Annotated in this window: 14 protein-coding genes; 8 read left to right on the top strand and 6 right to left on the bottom strand. The window is 43.3% G+C overall.

What is annotated here, in order from left to right; all coding sequences use genetic code 11:
* Positions 1-188 precede the first annotated feature (188 nt).
* The 6 genes from BW976_RS05285 to BW976_RS05260 all read left to right on the top strand — a co-directional run bounded on the left by BW976_RS05285 (position 189) and on the right by BW976_RS05260 (position 8,293).
* Positions 189-2,099, top strand: coding sequence for a 7TM diverse intracellular signaling domain-containing protein (locus BW976_RS05285; RefSeq protein ID WP_076371160.1), 1,911 nt, complete (start codon positions 189-191; stop codon positions 2,097-2,099).
* Between the two features lie 451 nt (positions 2,100-2,550).
* Positions 2,551-4,434, top strand: a complete 1,884-nt coding sequence (locus BW976_RS05280) for a glycoside hydrolase family 30 beta sandwich domain-containing protein (RefSeq protein WP_076371158.1) — start codon at positions 2,551-2,553, stop codon at positions 4,432-4,434.
* A 40-nt stretch (positions 4,435-4,474) separates the two neighbouring features.
* Positions 4,475-5,308, top strand: a complete 834-nt coding sequence (locus BW976_RS05275; protein WP_076371156.1) for a glycoside hydrolase family 16 protein — start codon at positions 4,475-4,477, stop codon at positions 5,306-5,308.
* Between the two features lie 61 nt (positions 5,309-5,369).
* Complete coding sequence (locus BW976_RS05270; RefSeq protein WP_076371154.1) at positions 5,370-6,605, top strand: family 16 glycosylhydrolase; 1,236 nt, start codon at positions 5,370-5,372, stop codon at positions 6,603-6,605.
* Positions 6,606-6,664: 59 nt separating this feature from the next.
* Positions 6,665-7,555 carry a hypothetical protein gene (locus BW976_RS05265; protein ID WP_076371152.1) on the top strand — a complete coding sequence of 297 codons (891 nt, stop codon included), beginning with the start codon at positions 6,665-6,667 and terminating at the stop codon, positions 7,553-7,555.
* A gap of 96 nt (positions 7,556-7,651) precedes the next feature.
* Entirely contained in the window at positions 7,652-8,293 is a 642-nt protein-coding gene (locus BW976_RS05260; RefSeq protein WP_076371150.1) for a hypothetical protein, read from the top strand.
* 63 nt (positions 8,294-8,356) lie between these two features.
* On the opposite strand, the gene BW976_RS05255 is transcribed toward BW976_RS05260, so the two are convergent.
* The 4 genes from BW976_RS05255 to BW976_RS05240 form a co-directional block, all read right to left on the bottom strand.
* On the bottom strand, positions 8,357-9,877 hold the full coding sequence (locus tag BW976_RS05255) for a serine hydrolase (protein WP_076371859.1): 1,521 nt from the start codon (positions 9,875-9,877) through the stop codon (positions 8,357-8,359).
* A gap of 156 nt (positions 9,878-10,033) precedes the next feature.
* On the bottom strand, positions 10,034-12,136 hold the full coding sequence (locus BW976_RS05250) for a glycoside hydrolase family 97 protein (protein ID WP_076371148.1): 2,103 nt from the start codon (positions 12,134-12,136) through the stop codon (positions 10,034-10,036).
* 258 nt (positions 12,137-12,394) lie between these two features.
* Positions 12,395-13,039: an autotransporter domain-containing protein gene (locus tag BW976_RS05245; RefSeq protein WP_076371146.1), complete on the bottom strand. Its 645-nt coding sequence runs from the start codon at positions 13,037-13,039 to the stop codon at positions 12,395-12,397.
* 252 nt (positions 13,040-13,291) lie between these two features.
* On the bottom strand, positions 13,292-14,326 hold the full coding sequence (locus BW976_RS05240) for a DUF4097 family beta strand repeat-containing protein (protein ID WP_076371144.1): 1,035 nt from the start codon (positions 14,324-14,326) through the stop codon (positions 13,292-13,294).
* 198 nt (positions 14,327-14,524) lie between these two features.
* On the opposite strand from BW976_RS05240, the gene BW976_RS05235 reads away from it, so the two are divergent.
* Positions 14,525-15,673 carry a M23 family metallopeptidase gene (locus tag BW976_RS05235; protein ID WP_076371142.1) on the top strand — a complete coding sequence of 383 codons (1,149 nt, stop codon included), beginning with the start codon at positions 14,525-14,527 and terminating at the stop codon, positions 15,671-15,673.
* A gap of 431 nt (positions 15,674-16,104) precedes the next feature.
* Positions 16,105-16,662: an ankyrin repeat domain-containing protein gene (locus BW976_RS05230; protein ID WP_084192076.1), complete on the top strand. Its 558-nt coding sequence runs from the start codon at positions 16,105-16,107 to the stop codon at positions 16,660-16,662.
* 89 nt (positions 16,663-16,751) lie between these two features.
* Here the strand turns inward: BW976_RS05230 and BW976_RS05225 are convergent, their stop codons facing one another.
* Entirely contained in the window at positions 16,752-17,948 is a 1,197-nt protein-coding gene (locus BW976_RS05225; RefSeq protein ID WP_076371857.1) for a TCR/Tet family MFS transporter, read from the bottom strand.
* 83 nt (positions 17,949-18,031) lie between these two features.
* On the bottom strand, positions 18,032-19,552 hold the full coding sequence (locus tag BW976_RS05220) for an FAD-dependent monooxygenase (protein ID WP_076371138.1): 1,521 nt from the start codon (positions 19,550-19,552) through the stop codon (positions 18,032-18,034).
* Between the last annotated feature and the right edge of the window lie 15 nt (positions 19,553-19,567).

Below are 19,567 nucleotides of genomic sequence, written 5' to 3'. Positions count from 1 at the left end.
ATGATTAAATTAACCTTATAATACTTATTTACACCCCGTTAAATAACTGTATTGCGTACTTTTAATAGGATAATAGAAAGAAAACTACTATAATTGTATCCGGCCTGACGCTAACCAAAACTAACCAGCTTCGGTACCAGTAATTATTAAATTATCGGTACCGAAGATTCCTTACCCTGCGAGTGAGCATGTTGAAATTTTTATTGCGGTCTTTTCAGATAACCCAGGTACTGCTTTTGTGCCTTATTGTAAACGCATGCGCTCAAAATATAGTACCCATCAATGATAAGGTTCAGCAACATATATTTGAATACAAACAACTCTTATACCTGGAAGATACTACCGGGAAACTTACTTTTAACCAGGTAAAAAGCCTGGCGCTTGCCGGTGGTTTTAAAATTAATACCGAACCCACCCCGGTAACCAAACATTTTGGCTCGGCCTACTGGTATCGTTTGAAGATAGGTAAAACCCCGGGCACCAAAAACAGCTGGATACTGGAGTTTTTTGATCAAACCATTGATAGCATTACTGTTTATTCGCCCGGAACGCAGGGTAATTACCTGGTAACATCCCTTGGCAGCCAGCATCCCTTCGGGGCGCGGTTCTATCAGCATAAAAACCTTACGTTAAACCTTAACCCCAATACCGATAACGATGGTGTTTATTACGTTCGTATCAAATCAAACCATTCGGTAAATATCATCATTGTATTACGTTCGGTAAGCCGGTTTATCAGCTACGCGCTGGATGAGTATTTCTTCTTTGGTGTTTTTTATGGGATGATATTGGTATTTGGCCTGTACAATTTCATGATGTTTATTGCTATGCGGCAGATACAATACCTGTATTACATCGCCTACAATATCAGCATTGGCTTATATGAAATGTGTGCCGATGGTATTGCTTATCAGTACATGTGGCCAAACGCTCCCTTCTGGAACCAGTACGCCTATGGCATAGCCTTATTTGCCGCCAGTATTTTCGCGGTGCTATTTACCCAAAAACTGCTTAATTTAAAGAAGAACGCCCCGCGCTTAAACAAGCTGATCCGCTGGGTAATTTTAGGTCGCTGTTTGTTTTTTGCCGCCTGCCTTTTCATCAATAACTGCTGGTTCAATTACAAGATCGTTGAATTTATTCCTTTGTCGCTCGCGTTTTATGCGGGTTGTTATACTTTACTTACCGGGTATAAGCCGGCACGTTTTTTTGTGATAGGTTATAGTTTTTTGCTCATCGGCTTTATTATCAAAAGCTGTATAGCCCTCAATATATGGTGGTTGCCCGTTACCGAGTTTGATTATTACAGTCTGAGTGGTTGCTTTATTATGGAAATGCTGTTTATCTCTTTTGCCATTGGCGATAAGGTAAGGATATTGAAAAAGGAAAAGGATGATGCCCAGCATAGCATTATGATGCAAATGAAGCAAAACGAGGAGCTTAAAGATGTACTCAACAAACGCCTGGAAGAGCAGGTACAGGAGCGCACCAAAGAGCTGGTCGAAAAATCGGGCATGATAGCCGAGCAGAACGAAGAGCTCCGGTCCGTTAATGAATTGTTGCAGCAGCAAGCCGAAGAAATTTCGAGGATGAATATATTACTGGAAAAGGATAATATCATTTTACATAACGACATTGAAAAAGTGACGCACGACCGTGTAATGTCGGCCGAGGTTGATTTTGAGGAATTCAGCAGGATATATCCAGACCGGGAAACCTGCTTTAAGTTTCTGTCAGACTTGAAATGGGCTAACGGCTATGCCTGCCGCAAATGTAATAACACCCATTATGGCAGCGGACACTTACCTTATAGCCGTAGATGCTCCAAATGCGGCTATGAAGAATCGGTAATAGCTTATACCATTTTACAGAATACGCGCATACCTATCAATAAGGCCTTTTATATGATATTTTTAATGTATTCTACTAAAGGAAAAATATCATCGCATAAGCTATCTGAGATCCTGTCTATCCGTCAAAGTACCTGCTGGGCCTATAGTTCGCGTATTAAAAAAGTGATGGAAACCAGGAAGAAAGAAATCAAAGATGCCGGCAATAAAGGCTGGAGCAAGCTAGTGATCGACAATTCGGCCAATTAATCCATCGTCCTGTTTATTAGGCTCTTACTATACTTTCAAGTATAGCCCCCCCCCGCTTTTTTCTTTAAAATTAATTGCGATACAAGCGTATCACAAATATTCATTTTATTTATAAAAACCTTCCCTATACCATTAAGCAGCCCTATTATAAAGTTTATGAGTCTGCGTTTAAAGCGTATCGAATTCAATATAACTTATTATTAATCAGTTATTTATGAATATTTTTCTTGCTTATTACGTTTAAAATAACATAAATTTGTTACAACATTTATAAACCGTACATAACGTTGCCTTTCTGAAAAACATTTACGCTGGTGTAATTGATACACGGGTTAAAATTTCAATTATTTTAAGCTGTGGTTAAATTACATGAGGCGCTTTGCGCATGTTGCAGATAAACGGCCCGTTAGGATTCATGCACAAAAACCAATTAATTAACTAATAACAACTTATGAAGATCAATTACAATTTAAAATGGCTGGCGGCATTTATCCTGCTATCCGCCGGGATATTTTATTCCTGCAAAAAGGATTCCCGTGCTTCAGCCGCCGCTCCTGGGCAGGGTACGCAAACCGTATCGCGTGCTGCAAATGAAGTGGTGAATGCCTGGGTTACGACATCCGACAGGTCGAAACAATTAGAGGCACAAGCCAGTTTCAATTTTGCTGCCGATGCCGGTACTAATGCTACCACCGTAACCGTTGACGAAAACACCACTTACCAGGGTATTGATGGATTTGGCTTTACCTTAACCGGCGGCAGCGCAGGCTTGCTCAATGGCCTTGGTGGTAACCAGGCCGCTGTATTGAATGAACTTTTTGGTACCTCCAACGGGCAAATCGGGATTAGTTATTTACGTATAAGCATTGGCGCATCCGACTTGAGCTCCAGCGATTTTACGTATAATCAAACATCGGGCGATGTAAACATGAACAACTTCAGCATCAGCCAGGAAAACCAGGATCTGATCCCTATCCTCAAAAAAATACTAGCCATTAATCCATCTATCAAAATACTGGCCACCCCATGGACGGCCCCAACCTGGATGAAGGTAAACACCACCGGTAATAACGGTTATACCGGTGGTAGCTTGAATACCGCATACTATGATGCTTATGCCCGTTACTTTGTAAAATACATACAAGCCATGCAGGCGCAAGGCATTACAATTGATGCCATAACCCCCCAAAATGAGCCGCTGAATCCCAATAATAATCCAAGTATGGTGATGCAGGCCAGTGAGCAGGCTAATTTTATCAAAAACAACCTGGGACCACAATTACAAGGCGCCGGCCTGAATACCAAGATCATCGCCTATGATCACAATACCGACAGGATAGATTACCCCGAAGCCGTACTGGCAGATGGAGGAGCTAATCCTTATGTAGATGGCTCAGCCTTCCACCTGTACGCAGGCAGCATTGGCGCATTGACAGATGTGCACAATGCCTATCCTAACAAGAACGTTTATTTTACCGAGCAATGGGTTGGCGCACCAAGCAATTTTGGCGGCGATCTTTCCTGGCACCTTAATACCCTCATCATTGGTGCTACCCGCAACTGGAGCCGCAATGTACTGGAGTGGAACCTGGCATCAGACCCGAATAACAACCCACACACACCAGGGGGCTGTAGCACCTGCTTGGGCGGTATTACTGTAAGCGGTACATCTATTACCCGTAATGTTGGTTACTATATTATTGGTCACGCGGCACGGTTTGTACGCCCAGGAGCTGTTCGTATTTCGTCGAATTTATCCGGTAGTATCCAAAATGTGGCTTTCAAAAACTCTGATGGCAGTAAGGTTCTTGTAGCTTTAAACAACGGATCATCTGCCGTTAGCTTTAAGGTGAAATGGGGTGCCGAGTCGTTTACTTATAGCCTGGCAGCCGGCGCGGTGGCCACCTTCAAATGGTCGGGTACCCAATCATCGGGTGGAGGTACGGGAACGGGAGCTCCAATAGGTTCTACCGTCACACTTAAGGGATTTAATAACCAATATGTAAGCAGCGAGAATGGCACACAGGCCATGAACTGCAACCGACCAACGGCATCGGCATGGGAAACATTTACTGTGGTTGATGCAGGCGGCGGCAAAGTCGCGTTGCAAGCCATGGGCAAGTATGTATCCTCAGAAAACGGTACACAGGCCATTACCTGTAACCGTACCTCTATCACCGATACCGAAAAGTTTGACTGGATACTTACCACCGATGGCAAGGTTACCCTCCGCGGCAACAACAGCAAATTCGTATCCAGCGAAAACGGCACACAAGCCATGACCTGCACCCGTGCTACCGCATCGGGCTGGGAGGCTTTTGGCATAAACCAATAATGTATGCAACTAACTACTTAACCATTAACATACCTATCTTATGAAACCAATTTTAAACATCACCAAAGGAGCCGTGGCAGCCATGGCGCTTTTGGCACTAACAACATCCTGTAAAAAGGACCTTAACAAACCAGCCGCTTCACAAACCGACCCAACCCAAGTGAGCACACCAAGGGCGGGCACGCTGGTATGGTCTGACGAGTTTAACGGCACCAGTGTAAACACCAACAACTGGAACATTATTAATGGCAACCCCGGTGTAAACAATGAAAAGGAATTTTACCAATCATCCAACATTACCGTATCCGGAGGCTTCCTGAATATTACGGCACGTAAACAAAGTGTTGGCGGGCAGCCTTACACCTCGGGTAAGCTAACAACTGCGGGCAAGTTTCAGCCAACTTATGGCCGTATCGAAGCGCGAATCAAACTACCCGCAGTACAAGGGACCTGGCCGGCTTTCTGGACGCTGGGCGCCAGTATCAACAATGGTACCCCTTGGCCAAGCTGCGGCGAAATGGACATTATGGAGCAGGTGAATACTTCCAGCACCATTTTAGGAACCATGCATTGGGCCGTTGCCGGTGGCAACCAACATACTCAATATGGCGGCAACACCACAACCAGCGTAACCGATTTTCATACTTATGCTATAGAATGGACCAGTACCGGTATCAAATGGTTTGTTGATGGCAACAATTATGTAACCGGCAACATTACCAATAACATTAACAATACCGGCGCTTTTCACAATCCATTTTTCATTATCCTGAACCTGGCTATTGGAGGCGATTTGCCTGGCAATACCATTAATGATGGCGCCTTACCATGCACCATGCAGGTTGATTATGTACGGGTATACAGCTTGCCATAGTCTGAGCCAAACCATCATCAGTTTTGTTACAACCACTTAATTATTAACATAAACCGACATTATGAAATCATTTTTAATTTCTGCAAAAGGAGCCCTTATAGTAATGGCGCTCCTGGTATTTACCGCATCGTGTAAAAAAGACCTGAACAAGTCCGCGGCTTCGAAAGCCGATCCTACACAAGTTAGTACGCCAAGGGCAGGCACGTTGATATGGTCTGACGAGTTTAACGGCTCCAGCGTAAACACGGCCAACTGGAACATTGAAAACGGCAATCCAAATGTGAATAACGAAAAAGAGTACTATCAGTCGGCCAATGCCACGGTAGGAGGAGGATTACTTACTATTACCGCACGTCAGCAATCGGTGGGCGGCCAGCCATACACTTCGGCCAAGCTAACTACTGCGGGCAAGTTTGCCCCAACGTATGGCCGCATCGAAGCCAGTATCAAGCTGCCTGCAGTACAGGGCACCTGGCCGGCTTTCTGGATGCTGGGCGCCAGTATCAACAATGGTACACCATGGCCAAGCTGCGGTGAAATTGATATTATGGAGCAGGTTAACACCTCCAATACTATCCTGGGAACCATGCATTGGGCCGTGGCTGGTGGCAATCAGCATACCCAATATGGTGGCAGTACTACGACCAGCCCAACCGGTTTCCATACCTACGCTGTGGAGTGGGATACTAACTCTATCCGCTGGTATGTGGATAATACCCTGTATGTAACCGGCAATATTGCCAACAATATTAACAATACAGGCGCATTCCACAATCCGTTCTTTATTATCCTGAACCTGGCTATCGGCGGCGACTTGCCCGGCAATAACATTGATAATGGTTCCCTGCCTTGTAACATGCAGGTTGATTATGTGCGCGTTTATGATCTTTCGGGCACCAGCACGCCTCCATCAAACCCACCTATTGGTCAAAACATCACCCTTAAAGGTTTTAATAACCAATATGTAAGCAGCGAAAACGGTACGCAGGCCATGAACTGCAACCGTCCAACTGCTTCCACATGGGAAACTTTTACCGTGGTTGATGCTGGCGGTGGCAAAGTTGCGCTGCAAAGCATGGGTAAATATGTGTCTTCAGAAAATGGCACACAAGCCATTACCTGTAATCGCACTACCGTTAGCGACTGGGAAAAATTTGATTGGATCCCAACCTCCGATGGCAAAGTTACGCTCAGAGGGAATAATGGCGATTTCATCTCGAGCGAGAATGGCACACAGCCCATGACCTGTACCCGAACAACGGCCTCGGGTTGGGAAGCTTTTGCTATAAATCAATAAACCCAAATCCTTATATTTAGCCTGCCTTACCCCAAGAGGCAGGCTTTTTTATATACCTGATGAAAAAATTTATAGGTTTTTGCTTTGTATTTGTTAACGGCATATCGTCTTTGTATGCTCAGTCTATCGAAAAAAAACTGCAGGTATCCTTATCCACAGGTTATCAGCAGCAAAATTTTCACTGGTCAATAGCCGGTAATCTGAATGGTCAAAACCCTAATATTTATTCGGAACTTAAATGGCAACATCTGGGAGGGCAAAACATAGCCACCAATGTACAATGGAATGTATGGAAACGATTTTCCCTATACGCTAGCTACAACCGGCAATCTATATCATCGGGATCTGTAACCGATACTGATTATGGGGCCGATAATCGAACCAATCCTACTTATCACGAAACATTTAATGGCGATGAAGGCAACACTTCCCTTTGGAACGCCGGGGCCGGTTTTATACTGATCAATAACGAGCGTTTTAGCCTGATACCTTACGTAGGGTATACGATGAGCAAACAGTCGTTACATTTACTGGATCGCACCGGTAATTTTCCCGATCTGAACAGTACTTACCAACCCAACTGGAAAGGGGCCTTTTTAAAAGTAACATCCTCTGTACGCATCATCAAAAATTTAAAATTCGCTGCCGATGTTACCTATAACCAGGTTACTTATAACAGCAAGGCCAACTGGAATCTGATCCAAACTTTTCAGCACCCGGTCAGCTATCGTCACCATGCCGATGGTTATGGGGTTGATGCCGGCGGGCAATTTGTATATACCATCTATCGCAACCTCAGCATACATGCCGGGGCCGGATACTTCAACTGGCAAACCGGCAATGGCACCGATGAGCTTTATCTTAATAATGGTCAGGTTGATAAAACCCAGTTAAACGAGGTTGTAAATAGCGGATTTAGGGTGCAGGGAGGGGTAGGGCTCTCTTTTTAAGAAATAGCGTTTTTTGTACTTTTTCGGTTATATTTATCCAAGCATTTAAACCATTTTACTATTTATAACTCCTATTAGGCATCTAATATAAGTTATATGACCTTATTCAAATCTCCTCCAACTTTTCGCATCCCTGGCGCAGTAAAATATTTCGCCTTGTTATTGACCATTTCTTTAGGCAGCAGTTGCGGTACAACGCTTAAAACCGTTACCCCAATCCAGGCGGATCATCCTTATAAAAAAATAGCCCTCACAGTTATTGACACACATGATGAGCTCCGTGATTTCAGTAAACAATCATTCGATAGTATCGTGAATCCGGTTTTTAATAATTTGAAAGACATGCCGGAGCGAACAGTATTGGAAGATAAGTTTGCCGGCAAGTTATCCTCGTCGGAAACAAGCATCATTAAATCTGCAGATGTGTTTAAAATACATGAAAATATTTCCTATGCCGATTATCTGAACCGGCTCCGGAATAGCGGGGCTGAAGCTGTTTTGATCATTAGTTTAAATACCCACAGAGCAATCATTCATGATTCTAATAATACGGTGACGGGAAGCAATCCCAGCTATTCAATTCTTTACTACCTGGTTGATCTGACATCCGCTCAACAGGTTTGGTTAGGTAATGACAGGGTCGTATTTCCGGTAGAAAATGTATCAGCCGGTGATGTTAACCGAGCATTGTATAAGGCAGGATTTATCAGTAAACCGGAGAAGTCAAAAATAGAATAATCCATTTATAAAAAAGGCCGATACAGGAAATCTGCAACGGCCTTTCTATGATATCTTATCTGGTTAATTCTCTTTCGTGAACAAATAAGGATCATATTCCAATCCATCGTTCACTTTAATTTCTGTAGATACTACTTTATTGCCGTCTATTTTAAACTTGAGCGGGAAAATACCAAATGCAAGATTGTTGTATGCCAATACCCATTCGCCATTATCCATATATTTTAGCGAAGCGGTAAGGTATTGATGATTGCTGAATTTAATCAACAGGTCTTTTTTACTGACCGAAATATCCATTTGCCCGTAAAGCGGGTTTTGATATTTGCCAGCGTAAGCAGCAAGCGAAAGTTCCGGCGCTTTCCCTTTTACACGCGCCAGCATATCATCGGTTTTCTTTACCGTTTCCTTTTGATCGGGGTTAAAGTATTTTAACATAGCCTGGCTGCGGTCGATATAAGGAACGCCCAGGTAGGCATCCAGGATCTGGTAACGCAGGGCTTCAAAAAAGCTTTGGTTATCGTTATTGGTTAAAATGGTGATGGCCAGTTTCTCTTCGGGCACAAAACAGGTATTGGTTACAAAACCGTTTGCACCGCCGGTATGCCAGAAAATCTGTTTGCCATTATAATCGGCCTCAAATACACCCAGGCCATAACCCCTAAAGTGCATAGGATAAACTGCAGATGCCCTGCTGCTCACAATGGTATTTTCGTCGCGGGTTTTTTGAAGGGCTTTCCAGGCAATGATCTGTTTACCTTCATATTTGCCGCTATCCAATTGCATGGTGAGCCATTTAGCCACATCCTTTACGTTACTCACGATGCTGCCTGCCGGTGCCAGGTTATCCACCTGGTCATAGGGTAATTCAACCATCTGGCCTGTAAAAGCATTGGTATATGGTTTGGAAACATCTTTGCGCGCCGCTATACCCAGGGTTAGCGGATAGGTATTGCTCATGCCCAGTGGGGTTAAGATGCTATCCTGAATATAGGTTTCCCATGGTTTACCGGTAACCTGTTGTATCACCTGACCCGCGGTTAAAAAGCAGCTATTGCAATAGCCAAAGCTCTGCCTGAATTCCATCGATGGTTTCAGGAGTTTCATCCGGTTCATAATTTCCTGGCGGGACAGGGTAGTATTCCAAAAGGTAAAATCGCCCTGGAAAGTTTTAGTACCTAAATGGTGCCCCAACAAATCTTTAATAGTCAACAAGGGCGTGGTAGAGGGGTCATACACCGAGTAACCCGGAAAATATTTGGTGATCTTGTCATCAAGCGACAGTTTTTTATCCACATCTAACTGCGCTAATGCCGTACCGGTAAACAGCTTGCTGTTACTAGCTATCATAAATAGGGTGTTTTCGTCAACTGGTTCATTGGTTTTAATGTCCCTCACACCATAGCCTTTCATGATCACGGTTTTACCATCTTTTACAATGGCTATGGCCAAACCCGGAAGGTTCCAGTCTTTTAAGCCTTGTTTAATATAGGCATCGAGTTTGTTTTGAATAAAGTCCGGTTGCTGCGCAAATGTTAAAGTAGCCGCAAAAAGGCTCAATAACGTTAATAAGAATAGTCTCTTCATTTGGTTTTCAAAAAATGCAAGATAGGAAAAAAGCTGCGCAGCAAAAATTGGGCGTCCCCACATATGATGAACCCCGCACAAAAAAACCCGCTATCCATAGCGGGTTCCCCTTAAACTAATATATTTCAATCACCTATCTCTCTGCACTCATCCTTTTTATTTGATACTGATAGCCATGCCCCCTCCAGAAGCAACAGGCTGTTTCAGTATAGTTTTAGACGTTACTTTGATCTTCCGGATAGCATAGCTTTTCGGATTTTTATCATAACTGGCGTCCTTACCATCGGCATAAACTGTTGCTTCGTAAGTTTTGCCTTTGGGCAAGTATTCAAATGTAATGTTAGCTATACGCGGGTTTTCGTCGGTAATACTGCCTATGTACCATTCTTCTTTATTTTTGGCTTTACGGGCAATGGTGATATAATCACCAGGTTCTGCTTCCAGGATATGGCTCTCGTCCCAGTCAACAGCAACATCTTTGATAAACTGGAACGCGTCCATATATTTATTATAGGTTTCGGGCAAATCGGCCGCCATTTGCAGCGGACTGTACATGGTCACATACAAAGCCAGTTGGTGTACCAGGGTGGTATGCACAAATGATTTATTTTCGGGATTGTAAACACTGCATTGTGTTTCAAATATACCCGGGGTATAGTCCATAGGGCCTCCCATCAACCTGGTAAATGGCAAAATAGTGGTATGATCCGGATTGTTACCACCGAAAGCTTCATACTCTGTTCCCCTGGCCGCTTCATTACCTATCAGGTTCGGGTAGGTACGGCATAGTCCTGTCGGCCGTACCGCTTCATGTGCGTTCACCATAATTTTATAGTCGGCAGCTTTGGTAATATCATATAAATAATGATTGACCAGCCATTGTCCGTAATGATGCTCGCCCCGGGGGATGATCTGCCCAACGTAGCCGCTTTTTACGGCGTTGTAGCCATTCTCCACCATAAACTTATACGCTGTATCCAGATGACGTTCATAGTTGCGTACAGAGCCTGATGTTTCATGGTGCATAATAATCTTGATACCTTTTGAGGCTGCATAACGATGTATTTCTTTTACATCAAAATCGGGGTAGGGGGTTACAAAATCAAATACATAATCTTTGGTTTTGCCAAACCAGTCTTCCCAGCCCTGGTTCCAACCTTCAACCAGCACGGCATCCAAACCGTTTTTAGCGGCAAAGTCAATATATTCCTTTACATGCTGCGTAGTAGCGCCATGCTTGCCATTGGGCTTAGTTTTTGAATAATCGGTTATTCCCAGCTGCACGTTTTCCAGATCGGTATAGGCCCAGGTACTTTTACCGGTGATCATTTCCCACCAAACACCCACATATTTAATGGGCTTTATCCAGGATACATCCTTGTATTTGGTTGGCTCGTTTAAGTTTAAGATCAATCTTGATTCCAGTATGCCTGCGGCTTTATCACTCACGATTACCGTGCGCCATGGTGATTGGGTTGGTGCCTGCATATAACCTTTATCGCCGATGGCATCGGGGGTTAAAAATGATTCCAGTACAAAATTCTTATCATCCAGGTTTAGTGACATGCACGAATAATCAATCAAAGCGGCTTCGTGTATGTTGATATACAGACCGTCCTTACTTTTCAGCATCAGCGGTGTTTGTACCCCTGTTGGCGAAAAAGTGGTTTGAGATACATTAGGCGTAACGGCAGCCTTCATTTTACCCCGTATTTCCGAAAGATTGGAGGTTACCGTTTCATATTCCTGCGTATCAAAATCGCCGGGCAGCCAAAATGCTTTATGGTCGCCGGTTAAGGCAAATTGGGTATGCTCTTCTTTAATAATAAAGTAGTTCAGATTTTTTTGCGAGGGGAACTCATACCGGAAACCCAGGCCATCATTAAATAAACGGAAACGGATGCGGATATACCTATCCTGAACAGCCTTTTGTGTCAGCGTCACTAACAATTCGTTATAATGGTTACGGATTGTTTTTTCTTCGCCCCAAACCGGGTTCCAGGACTCATCAAAAGTGCCTTGCTCTGTTTTGGTGATGGTAAAACCATCTAAAAACGAGGGCACATCCTTCGTTTCCAATCCGAGTTTACTGGGTTTAATTACTTCCCTTTGTTTGTAATGGAGCTGATAGGTTGGTACGCCGTTTCCCTGCAGCTCAAATTTGAGCGTGAGGTTTTTATCGGGCGATGTTATTTCCTGTGCCTGTACAAAAAGCACAGCATGGAGCATAAGCGCTGCAATGAGTATAGATCTACGCATATTTTAGAATTAAAAACCGGCTTTGATTAATTGGTTAGCAACAAAGTTTATCATCCTATAAGCAGCGTCATATTTATTTATTTAAAATATAAATATTTTATTTAATATTTATCTCATTTTCAATTAATTAACTAAAATAAACATCGTTTTTACTCGGTTTTTTATAAATAATTTTATGCCCTTTTCGCCATCCGAAAACAAAAAAGCCTTAAATCATATCGATCCAAGGCCTCATTGTGGTTTGGTTGTAGGATTTAATTATTTTCCGAATGCGTAATAAGCAGACAGAATAAAAGAGTTTACAAAATTTAAATTAAAGGTGTTTGCATTGCCCTGGCTGTTACCAGTAAATTTTTGATGCTGATAGCTTAAATTAGCTAAACCAGCTGCAAGTCCTATGTTTTTAGAAGGAAAGTAAACAAAATCTAGGTTTACGCCTCCGCCATAACTATCACTATTATAGTTGCTTTCATTGCTGGTATAAACGTACCGTAGTTTCTGCTTTTGATAACCCACGTACGGCCCTGTGCGTATCCCTATCTTATTATCAAATAAAAAGTATTTCCTTAAAAATACAGAGGCCGAAAAACTTTTGCTTTGCTGTTGGGTCTGTGCACCATAGGATGGATCATACTTCTGGTTAGAATATTGATATCCTACTGATGCACCAATGTCCAATTTATCTGCAATAAAATAGCTGTAGCTGGGCGAAATGGAGTACGATGTTAACTTGCCCTTAGAATTATCGCTTATATTATTATCCAGATCAACCGATCGGGTGTTAGAATTGGTAAATGATACCCCAAATGTTGCACCTAAGAGTTGATTCCCCTTTTCGGTTTGTGCTTTAACTGTTTGCAAGGCAATAACTGATAATACTACCAGGAGTAGCTTTTTGAACATAAAATTGTGTTTATAAGGTTAATATTTGTTTTATAATCGGGAGTATGACGGCGATTATAATATTTGGTTTAACCACATAAATATTATAATATATAAAAAGCTAATAATGTGTTGTTTAAAATTTAATGTGCCTTTTTACTCTGCTTAAAATAGCTACATAATAAATTGAAATTCGATTTTTCTTTCTTTAAATAGCAAAGGCGACTCCTGAAATTCAGGAGTCGCCTTTGTTGTGTTATTATTTAATATATACTAATTAAACTTCACATTCACACTTCCACTTGAGGCATCAGCATTAACGAGGACACCACCTCCATTTACAGTTCCGCGTACATGGTCTTTTTCCCATTGACCGTTAAAACCACTTATTTTTTCAGGATTAATCCGGTCGGCCCTCAGGTCAAGATTAAGCCCTTGCTTCAATGGCAGCTCCAGATCAATATTGCCTGAACTTACATCCAGTTTTAAATATTTACCAACCCGTTTCATTTGTGCATGCAGGCTGCCGGCACTGGTTGATGCGTTTAAGCTGCAATCCATTTGCCTTAAATCAATACCGCCTCCTGATGTACTGGTGATTAGTTCGCCGGTTATATTGTTGCCGCGTACGCCGCCTCCACTGGTATTGGCGTTGATATTTCCGTTGAGATTATCCAACTGCAAACCACCACCTGATGTTTCCAACCTAATTTTACCTGTGCAGTTTTTAGCAACAATGCCACCACCGCTAGTCTCGAGGTTAATATCATTTCCAGAATTGGAAACATTGATACCTCCGCCACTGGTTTCACCACGTACAATACCGCTAAGCCTGTCTATCTGCAAGCCTCCACCACTGGTAGTAAAGCTTTCATTTCCTTTTAAATTATCCAGGCTGATACCACCACCGCTGGTTCTCAGATCTGTGGATGTTTGTTCAGGAACATATATTTTAAATGATATGCTCATTTGTCTTTTCCAATCAGAAAAATTATGCTTGTTTTTAGCAATAGCACGTAGCTCATGCCCTGAAACAGAAACGTCCAGGTCATAATCCTCGTCCAGGCGTTTTTTGATTTCTTCTTTTGAAAGCTCGCGACCATTATTACCTCTGATGTAAACCTCCACTCTCGGAGCTTCACCGCTTCTGCCACTAACTGAAATACCACCGGCAGAGGTATTTACTACAACCCGGTTAATGGCATCGCTGCTTAATGATTTGGTAAGATATGGCGTTCTGCTATCGTCTTGTGCCATAACAGCAGTTGTGGTACAGGCCAGTGCAAATAGTAAAAAGTATGTTTTCATGTGATTTGACGTTGGTTTATTTCTTACATAAGACCACCTTTTTATCAAATACGTTGCACCTCAGTCAATATTTATTTATCATCAATTTATATTTCCTATACAGCTAACGTTGAATATTCAGGGATACCTATTGAAAATGCTTGATGACATCATTTTAATTATGCTAATTTTAGTTTCGACAATAAATCATCCAACATAATGCCTGCGAAAATTAAGTATACCCTCTGTATTATCTTCTGGCTTATATCAACTTTTGAAAAGAGTTATGCCCAACAATACCAAACCACTGTTGATATGCATGTGCCATTTGTTTCGGCACCAACGGTTATTAATGGTAAGCCAGGTATTTACTATGAGCTCTACATAACCAATTTCGCAAAGGATTCCCTGAGACTAAGAAGCCTTAAAGTATTAAACTCCACCGATTCTTCCGCTACTTTCAACGTTGATGAAATTCATTTAAAAGGGCGAATGAGAAGGGTTGGGGTATCCTCCAAAGAAGATAATATGATACTACCGCCGGGTTCATTTGGTGTAATTTACCTGGAGTTTAATTTACCGTTCAGCAATACCGGGATGCATTTAGTTCATCAGCTTGGATTTGATCTGTTCAATGGAAATAAAAAAACACCCGTTTTGGTAAAAGGCGCTTTGATAGAAATATTGCCGAAAGCACCATTGATCATAGGCTCTCCGTTACATGGTGGACCATGGGCGGCAATTTATGAACCCTCCTGGTCAACCGGGCATCGCCGTGTATTCTATACCGTCAACGGAACTGCCCGCCTCCCCGGGCGATTTGCCATTGATTTTATAAAACTGGATAACAATGGCCGATATGCCGCCAATAATGAAGATTCTATTAGAAACTGGCATGGCTACGGCAATGATGTTCTGGCAGTTTGCGACGGCGTTATCGCCTCGGTTAAAAATGACTTCCCGGAGAGCGAAACTATTTCCAGCTACAAATCTCCATCTCCCGAAAACGCAACGGGCAATTATATCTCTATTAAAATCGGAACCAATCAATTTGTATTTTACGAACACTTGAAACCCGGAAGTATAAAAGTTAAGCCTGGTCAAAAAGTAAAAAAAGGGGAGGTGATAGCTTCTTTAGGTTTTACTGGGCAAACAACCGGGCCTCACTTACATCTTCACATAGCTACCGAAAATTCTCCATTGGGAGCAGAGGGGCTGCCTTTTGAATTTGAACACTTTAAGCTTTTAGGATCCTACCCAGATTTAAATACTTTTGGAAAGAAACTATGGATACCTGTAAAATCGGCTCAAGCGTCGATAACACAAGAACGGCCGGGCCCCAATTCAGTAATAGCTTTTGATAATTAACCCACTCTGATCCTGAACGCATGCCAAAGTAAATCGTGCCTTACTCATTCATTAGTCGGGGATTAAATCCAACAAAATGAGACATCTTCGGGTAAAACAATCCTCAATTATACCCAATTCTAAACAGCACTAAACCCAACAGCTCGACTTAAGTAAACTTGCAGAAAGAAGGCACATTATCTAATAAGAAAACCCGATTGAACCAAGGCTTAAATGCTTATTAATAAATCTATTGCGAGACAACTTAAAATATACTATTGTCATCGATTGCAGTTATACCCAACATATTTTTCTTTTGAGGCAATATTTATAAAGCAGCGGCGCACAACTATAAGTTGTTGATTATTAGACCTCATAAAGGGTAGCTATGGTTTGCTTTTTGCGTTTATGCGCTCATTATTAAAAGCGGCGAAAAAGCCACCAAACAAGATATGATGAAAAAGAAAATGATGCTGTTAGCATTAACGTTGCTATTGTCGCTACCAATTTTTGCACAAAACATTTTTACAGCGATCCAGGAGAATGACGCACCCGGAGTGAAATTTTTATTGAGCCGCGGCGGTGTCAATATAAATGCCAAAGATGCAGAAGGCAATACACCCATTATCAATGCTGTTAAAAACGAGCAGCCCCGCATTGTAAAGTTAATCCTGCAAATGAATGATGTAGATGTTGATTTCCAGGATAAACTGGGAAATACCGCGCTTATCCTGGCCTGCAAAAATGGAAATGCCGAAAGTGTTTGTTACATATTATGTCACTTCCCTAAAATTGATGCTAAAAACAAAATGGGTACCACCGCTTTGATCACTGCCGTAAACAATGGTAACAAAGAAATAGTAAATACCTTATTGTTACATGGTGCCAGACCGGATATTACAGACAAACAACATAAAACTGCTATTGACTATGCTCAGGGTTTAAACAATACCGAAATAGCCACTTTGTTAAATAACACCAGTGCTGCATCAGCTAATGAAACTAAATAACCTTTAAAAAGCATGCTGAAATGAAGCATCTTGCTTCAAAAATAAAAGCTCCTCAGATTTCTCTGAGGGGCTTTTATTTGATGGGGACATTATCCATTGATGAAATCAGGCTCTTCTTTCTTCAATCGCAGGTTAAGCACTACGGGTACTATAATCATGTAAACAAGGATGTCGGAAAGCCAGATAGCGCCGGGCCATTCTTTCTGAACCAGAAAATATATGGAAGAAAAAACCAGCGGACCTATGATGGCTGACAGGCTAATTACAGAGGCCAGCACTCCCTGAAATTGTCCTTGCTGTCCTTTTCCGACCTGCTTTGTAGCCAGAGACTGTAGCGCGGGTGTACCGATGCCGCCAAGCGCGAAGACCGGCATTATGGCAAAAACAATCCAGCTTTGTTTAGCCAAAGCCATCACCACCAAGGCAAGGGCAGCGCAGGCAAGACCAACAAATATAGTTGGGCGCTCGCCCATAAGCTTCACTGCAGGCCCGGTAAGAAAAGCCTGCACGAGTGCCTGGCAAACACCGAAAGTACCCAGCGAAAGGCCAATCCATAATCCGTCCCACCTAAAAGTGTCGGCACCCCACAGGGCCCAGCAAGTTCCGTATACTTCACCCGAAAAGCTGAAAATGAAAAAGATTAAAATCAATGGCGTTAGTCCGCTCATCGAAAAAGCCCATTTCATTGGCCGTATTGGATTCAGCGCTGCCAGATCAATCTTCCCGCCCTGGGGTTTGCGCGACTCTGGCAGCGCAAATAAGGCCAACAGCATATTACAGGCATTAAGACCGGCAGCAACAATGAACGGAAGCCGAAGCCAATAATCGCCCAGTAAACCGCCCAAAACCGGACCGATAATAAACCCAATACCGAACATCGCGTTGAAAACACCGAACCGGGCTGCGCGTTTATCTTCAGGCGTTATATCGGTAATGTAGGCTGTTGCAACCGCCATATTAGCACTGGTAAGCCCGGCAATAGCGCGACCAATTAACAGCATCCAAAGCGTTGATGCCGAGGCCATCAGTATATAGCTGATGGCTGCTCCACCAAGCGAAATCAGTAACACCGGGCGGCGGCCAAGCTTGTCGCTGAGTGCGCCGAGTACAGGCGCAAACACAAACTGCATCACCGCGTATATTGCGGTTGTTATACCAATATAAGGCGCTACATTCCCGGAATGAGTCACCTGGTGGAGCAAGCCTGGCAATATAGGAAAGACCAGTCCAATGCCAATCGCATCAAGAACGATGGCTGTGAAAATAACAATAAGCGGTTTTTTCATAACAGAATAAGCGAGTGTCGACGGCAGTGCCATCGACACAGTAAAGAGAGAGCTAACAGGATCAGATTAGTACGTTTATGATATTATACAAACCAGAGTGCGGCAGCTTCTTTGGCTTCTAAAAGATCAGGGCTTTGATCAGCAGCCCAGGCGACGATCCCATCAGGGCGTATCAATACAGCACTCTGGCCTAATTGATCTTTCGCCGGGGCCGAAACATACTTCAATTGATCGCCATATTCACTTGACAAAGTTTTTAGCGAAGTATTATTATCAAAATCAAGCAGTATCCCCCGGCCATCGTGCATTAACTCACCAATTGTCTTGCCGTCTTCGAACTCAAAATTGGGTACGCTGTGGCCAGCCAGTGGGTGGCTACCAACAAGATTGTAGTGTGTGTTGACACCCCACACCCGCCCTGCAAAGTAAGTGGCCCCATCGCGGGTTTCCATAAGGTCGCGAACAATACCGTATAGTGCACGGGCTGGCTCATCTGGTTTCATAATGGCAACCTGCGCGCGTGACCAATCTAAAACCTGCTCGCCGAGTGGATAGCGTTCTGTATAATAACTATCCAACAAGCCTTCCGGAGCTTTATTTTGAATTGTTGCGGCAAGCTTCCATCCCAGATTCATGGCATCGCCTAACCCAAGATTAAGTCCCTGGCCGCCCAGAGGTGAGTGAATGTGTGCGGCATCGCCGGCTAAAAGTACCCGTCCATTGCGGTAGGCTGTGGCTTGCCGTGCCCGGTCTGTCCAGCTGGTGGCTGTGTGCAGGGCGGTAATAGTAACGTCGGTATTGGAGATGCGGCGCAGCACCTCCTGCACGTGTTCACGAGTGATCGGTTTTTGCGAATGATGAAATGCACCACCATCAAAATCCTGTATTAATACGTAACCTGGCTGAGACTGCATATACATCCCTCTTGATGTTACGTTGCGGCCCGGGCTGAGTTTTTCCGGATCGGCAATGTCAATCAGTGTAGAGTAGCCGGTAAATTCCGGTTCCGTACCGGCAAATTCAAAACCGCCTCCTTTGCGAACAACACTACGGGCGCCATCACAACCTACAAGCCACTTACCTTGAAAAGATTGATCGTCTGACTGAACATTTACCCCATCCCCGGTTTGATGAAAGCCGGTAATGGCAAGCCCGCGCCTGATCTCTACGCCCAGGGCTTCAGCGCGGCGGGTCAACACTGTCTCCACTTCCCACATTTCAGAAATTAAATTGGTTTCGGTGGAGGTTGGCAGGCGATACTGCCACTGTGAGGTGTCGACATTATCGAAATTAAATGGAATGCCGGCGAAGTGCCCTCCCTGGCGCTGAGCTCCCGGCTTGGCATTTTGATGCGGATTTTTAACGCGTTTATGCAACTCTAGCTCTTTTAGTAAATCACGACGGTATAGCGCTTCAATAGTAGGCGTATTAAGTCCGCGTATCCCAAAAGGAATTTGTTTTAAGGGCGAGTGCGGATCCTCAGCCTTTTCAAGTACCAGGACAGAACATTTGGCCAAAGCCAGTTCGCAGGCCAAAAACAGACCTATAGGTCCAGCACCTGCGATGATTACATCATATATAGCATTATTTTGTGTAGTTTTCATATTGAATTATTTATA

Source organism: Mucilaginibacter lappiensis (assembly GCF_900155965.1).
GTDB classification, from domain to species: domain Bacteria; phylum Bacteroidota; class Bacteroidia; order Sphingobacteriales; family Sphingobacteriaceae; genus Mucilaginibacter; species Mucilaginibacter lappiensis.
This window is presented reverse-complemented; position numbering and strand designations above follow the sequence as displayed.